Origin of the sequence: Stenotrophomonas sp. GD03958 (genome assembly GCF_029839005.1) — a bacterium.
Lineage (GTDB): Bacteria > Pseudomonadota > Gammaproteobacteria > Xanthomonadales > Xanthomonadaceae > Stenotrophomonas > Stenotrophomonas hibiscicola.
In genome coordinates this window covers 1-4,473 of sequence record NZ_JAOBZT010000128.1, presented here as the reverse complement: position 1 = coordinate 4,473, position 4,473 = coordinate 1, and the positions used below count along the sequence as shown (strand labels likewise).

4 protein-coding genes are annotated in these 4,473 nt (G+C 67.8%); 1 reads left to right on the top strand and 3 read right to left on the bottom strand.

All coding sequences use genetic code 11. The annotated features are described in order from the left end of the window. Positions 1-60 precede the first annotated feature (60 nt). Genes N5C25_RS20185 through N5C25_RS20175 form a run of 3 tightly spaced genes read right to left on the bottom strand, consistent with a single transcriptional unit; the run spans position 61 to position 2,932 of the window. Entirely contained in the window at positions 61-639 is a 579-nt protein-coding gene (locus tag N5C25_RS20185) for an O-methyltransferase (RefSeq protein WP_251102780.1), read from the bottom strand. A 5-nt stretch (positions 640-644) separates the two neighbouring features. Then, the gene (gene ubiB / locus N5C25_RS20180; RefSeq protein ID WP_279937770.1) at positions 645-2,300 is read right to left on the bottom strand and encodes a ubiquinone biosynthesis regulatory protein kinase UbiB; all 1,656 of its coding nucleotides are present in this window, start codon (positions 2,298-2,300) and stop codon (positions 645-647) included. Beyond that, complete coding sequence (locus N5C25_RS20175) at positions 2,297-2,932, bottom strand: SCP2 sterol-binding domain-containing protein (RefSeq protein ID WP_279937769.1); 636 nt, start codon at positions 2,930-2,932, stop codon at positions 2,297-2,299. The genes ubiB and N5C25_RS20175 overlap by 4 nt, the downstream gene beginning before the upstream one ends. A gap of 381 nt (positions 2,933-3,313) precedes the next feature. On the opposite strand from N5C25_RS20175, the gene ddlA reads away from it, so the two are divergent. Further along, positions 3,314-4,408 carry a D-alanine--D-alanine ligase gene (ddlA, locus tag N5C25_RS20170; RefSeq protein ID WP_251102781.1) on the top strand — a complete coding sequence of 365 codons (1,095 nt, stop codon included), beginning with the start codon at positions 3,314-3,316 and terminating at the stop codon, positions 4,406-4,408. The last annotated feature ends 65 nt before the right edge of the window (positions 4,409-4,473 follow it).

The following is a 4,473-nucleotide window of genomic DNA, read 5'->3' as shown; positions in this document are numbered from 1 at the left end:
CCGGCACTACCAGATCAGGCGCGGCCGGCCCTGCCGGATCAGGCGCGGGCATCGCTGCAGTCAGGCGCCGCGTACGGCCAGCAGCTCGCCGTTGCCAACCGGCACCAGGCTGACGCTGAAGTCCGGATCAGCGTCCAGCAGCACGCGCAGCGGTTCCATTTCCTGCGCATGCGAGGTGGCGTTGTCCACCACCAGCAGGCCCCCCGGCCGCAGCACGCGGCGCAGCTGCGGCCACCAGCCGGCGTACTGCCCGCGGTCCGAATCGAGGAACAGCAGGTCAATGCTGGCATCGACGGCCTGTGCCAGCCACGGCCCTGCATCGTCGTGAACCAGCGTGATGCGATCGGCCAGGCCACTGCGCGCGAAGGTGTCACGCGCCATCGCCGCCTTGTCCTGTGCGTATTCCAGCGTGATCACGTGGCCGTCGATGGCGGCGGCAGCCTCGGCCAGCCACAGCGTCGAATAGCCGTTGGAGGTGCCGATCTCCAGCACCCTGCGCGCGGCGCCGAAGCGGACCAGCACGGACAGGAATTCACCCGTGTCCGGCGTGATGTTGAGCATGCGGCGGCCACGCGCGCTCTCGCGGGCGTCGTTGTCGGCGCCGAAGCGTGCCAGTTCGTCCTTGAGCGCTTGCAGCATGGGACCTACTTCCACCACGCGCGCGCCAGCGCCACTGCGCCCAGCGCACCGGACAACCAGCTCCACATTGGCAGGTCGCCCCAGTACCAGCCCGGCGGCTGCAGCACGTACATGAGCGCGGCAATGGCCAGCAGGCCCACGCCAGTGATCGCCCCCACCGCGCGCTTCTGCAGGCGCTGCACGCTGGCGTCCAGAGCGGCCAGGTCACGCGAACGCATCGCCAGTTCGTGGCGGCCTTCCACCTGCTGGGTCAGCCAGGCGTGTACCAGACGTGGCATGTCCGGGGCATGGGTCATGATTTCCGGCAGGCGCTTGCCGATCTCGCGTACCACCCGGCGCGGGCTGTAGCGCTCGCGCAGGATCTTCGCCAGCACCGGCTTGGCCACCGCCCAGATGTCGATCTGCGGGTCCAGCTGGCGGCCGACGCCTTCGATGTTCAGCAGGGTCTTCTGCAGCAGGATCAGCTGGGGCTGCAGGGTCAGCTGGTAACGCTGCGCCACGCGGAACAGCTTCATCAGCACTTCGGCCAGCGAGATCTGCGACAGCGGCCGGGTGAAGTAAGGTTCGCAGACCGATCGCACCGCCGCTTCCAGATCGTCGATGCGTACGTGGTCCGGCATCCAGCGCGCCTGCACGTGCAGTTCGGCAATGCGGCGGTAGTCACGGTTGAAGATGGCCATGAAGTTCTCGGCCAGGTAGTACTGATCTTCCTGCGAGAGCTGGCCCATGATGCCGAAGTCCAGCGCGATGAAGCGCGGGTTGGCGCGACGCGCCGGATCGGTGTCGACCCAGATGTTGCCGGCATGCGCGTCGGCATGGAAGAAGTTGTCGCGGAACACCTGGGTGTAGAACACCCGCACGCCCTTGGCGGCCAGCGCCTTGCGGTCGATGCCGGCCTTGTCCAGCGCGGCGATGTCGTCGGACGGAATGCCCCACACGCGCTCCAGGGTCAGTGCGCGCTCGGCCGTATGGCTCCAGATCACTTCCGGAACGTACAGGTCGTCACTGTTTTCCCAGAAGCGGCGCAGCACGCTGGCATTGGCGCCTTCGCGCTGCAGGTCCAGCTCGGCGGCCAGGGTGTTCTCGACCTCGGCCACCACTTCGCGCGGACGGATCTTGTCGGCGCGCGGATGGGTGCGCTCGACCAGCGCGGCCAGCGAGTTGAGCAGGGCGATATCGGCATCGATCTGCTTCTCGATGCCCGGGCGAAGTACCTTGACCACCACTTGGCGGCCATCGGCCAGCGTCGCCGCGTGCACCTGTGCGATCGAGGCCGAGGCCAGCGGTTCGGTGTCGAAGCTGGCGAAGGCCGCACTGACCGGCAGGCCGAGCGCGTCCTCGACGATGCGGCGCGCGGTCTCGCCATCGAACGGCTTGACCCGGTCCTGCAGCAGGGTCAGTTCATTGGCCACGTCCGGTGGCACCAGGTCGCGGCGGGTGGACAGGATCTGGCCGAACTTGACGAAGATCGGGCCGAGGTCCTGCAGCGCCAGGCGCAGGCGTGCACCGCGCGACTGTGCGGCGATGTCGGCCGAGGCCCGCGGCACGAACGGCTTGGCCAGGCGCAACCAGCGCTCGGCCGGTGTGCCCTGCAGCAGGTCATCGAGGCGGTAACGCAGGATCACCCGGCCGATGCGGCTGGCCCGCAGCACGGCCTTCATGCGGCACCCCGCAGGCGCTGCACGCGAGCACCCAGACGCTCGACGTCATCGCGCAGCACGTCCACGTCATCGTGGAAGGCGTCCAGCTCGGCACGCGGCACCACATCGCGCGATTCCTCGGTGATGAACTCGGCGGCGCTGTGGGCCAGATCGATCGCGCCCTGGCGCGCGTGCTGCAGGCCGTTGCGCAGGGTGTTGGCAACCTGCACGCCCAGTACCTCGCCGAATACGCTGACGAAGGGCTGCTGCCAGTCCGGGTCGAAGCCCTTGGCCAGCTGCTGCAGGCGTCGCGCCAGTTCGGCATCGCCGGCCACGCGCACGCGACCCTTGCCGTTGCTGTCACCGCGCCGCGCGTTGGCCAGCAGCGGCAGCTGCGCCAGCACGCCGGCCAGGCTGCTGCGCACGGCCAGGTCGGCTTCCTGCGCGTCCACCGGACCGACCCGCAGCCGGTCGCCGTCGACGCTGATGCGCATCGCCAGCGACGGCGCTTCCAGGGTCAGGTCGATGTGGCGGCCGTCGAGGCTGGCCAGGGCATGGCGGGTATCCGGATCCAGCGCCAGGGCGCGGTTCAGGGCGATCTGCAGGGCGCGGCCAGCGACCGGCTTGAGGGACTTGAGCAGGGAAGGAGCCATGGGCGCATTCTACCTGCGTGGGTGGGGGGCTTGGGCCGGTAGTGCCGGCCGCTGGCCGGCAAGATCAACATCAAAAGCTGGCTATCCGTGGGATGGCGGGGTGGGTCCGGTTGCGGGGGACGCTGCAAGTACGTCCATGTAAGCTCGGTCGCGCCATCCATGGCGCTCACGCCCCCGCAACCGGACCCACCCCGCCTTCGACAGCTTGCTGCGATCTGTCGGGACGGCGTTCTGTGTTGCTGTTGGTGGGTGTCGACCTTGGTCGACACGGTAGATCCACGCCATGCGTGGATGGATTTCTGGTTCATCTGTGCCTCACGCGGTGGGCCGATGAAGGTTCATGCTATGAGGCCACGCAACGCACAGGACATCGCATTCCCCATGGCACGGACCCGGGTCGGCATCATCTTCGGTGGCAAGTCATCCGAGCACGAAGTTTCGCTGCAGTCGGCGAAGAACATCCTCGATGCGCTTGATCGCGAGCGCTTCGAGCCGGTGCTGGTCGGTATCGACAAGCAGGGTCAGTGGCATCTGAGCCAACCCGATACCTTCCTGATCAATGCCGATGATCCGTCGCGCATCGCCCTGCATCGGTCCGGTACGTCGCTGGCGGTGCGCCCGGGCGCCGAGCAGGCGCAGCTGCAGCCGTGCGATGCGGCCAGCGCGCTCGGCCAGATCGATGTGGTGCTGCCGATCGTGCACGGGCCACTGGGCGAGGACGGTGCGCTGCAGGGGCTGCTGCGCATGGCCAACCTGCCCTTCGTCGGTTCACCGGTACTGGGTTCGGCGGTGGCGATGGACAAGGACGTGACCAAGCGCCTGCTGCGCGACGCCGGGCTGCAGGTGACACCGTGGCTGTGCATCCGTCGCCATCAGGCGGCGGCAGTCGATGTCGATGCGGTGATCGCGCAGCTCGGCCTGCCGTTGTTCGTGAAGCCGGCCAACCAGGGTTCGTCAGTGGGGGTGAGCAAGGTCAAGGATGCAGCGGGCTTCGCCGAGGCGCTGGCATTAGCGCTGCGCTACGACCACAAGGTGCTGGTGGAATCGGCGGTGGTCGGCCGCGAGATCGAGTGCGCGGTGCTGGGCAATGCGCATCCGCAGGCCAGCCTGTGCGGCGAGGTAGTGGTACACGACGAGTTCTACGCCTACGACACCAAGTACATCAACGACGATGGCGCCGACGTGGTGGTGCCGGCAGACATTGATGGCGCAGCGCAGGCGCGTATCCAGCAGATCGCGCTTCAGGCCTACCAGGCGCTGGAGTGCGCGGGCATGGCGCGCGTGGATGTATTCCTCACCGCAGCGGGCGGGATCGTCATCAACGAGGTCAACACGCTGCCGGGCTTCACCCGCATCAGCATGTACCCGAAGCTATGGGGCGCCAGCGGCGTGGACTACACCACGCTGATCACGCGCCTGATCGAACTGGCGCTGGAGCGCCACGAGGCCGATCGCGGACTGCAGAGCGCTGTGTAGCGGCGCTGTGTGTAGCGTCGAGCCATGCTCGATGATCCTCTGTAGAGTCGAGCCATGCTCGACTC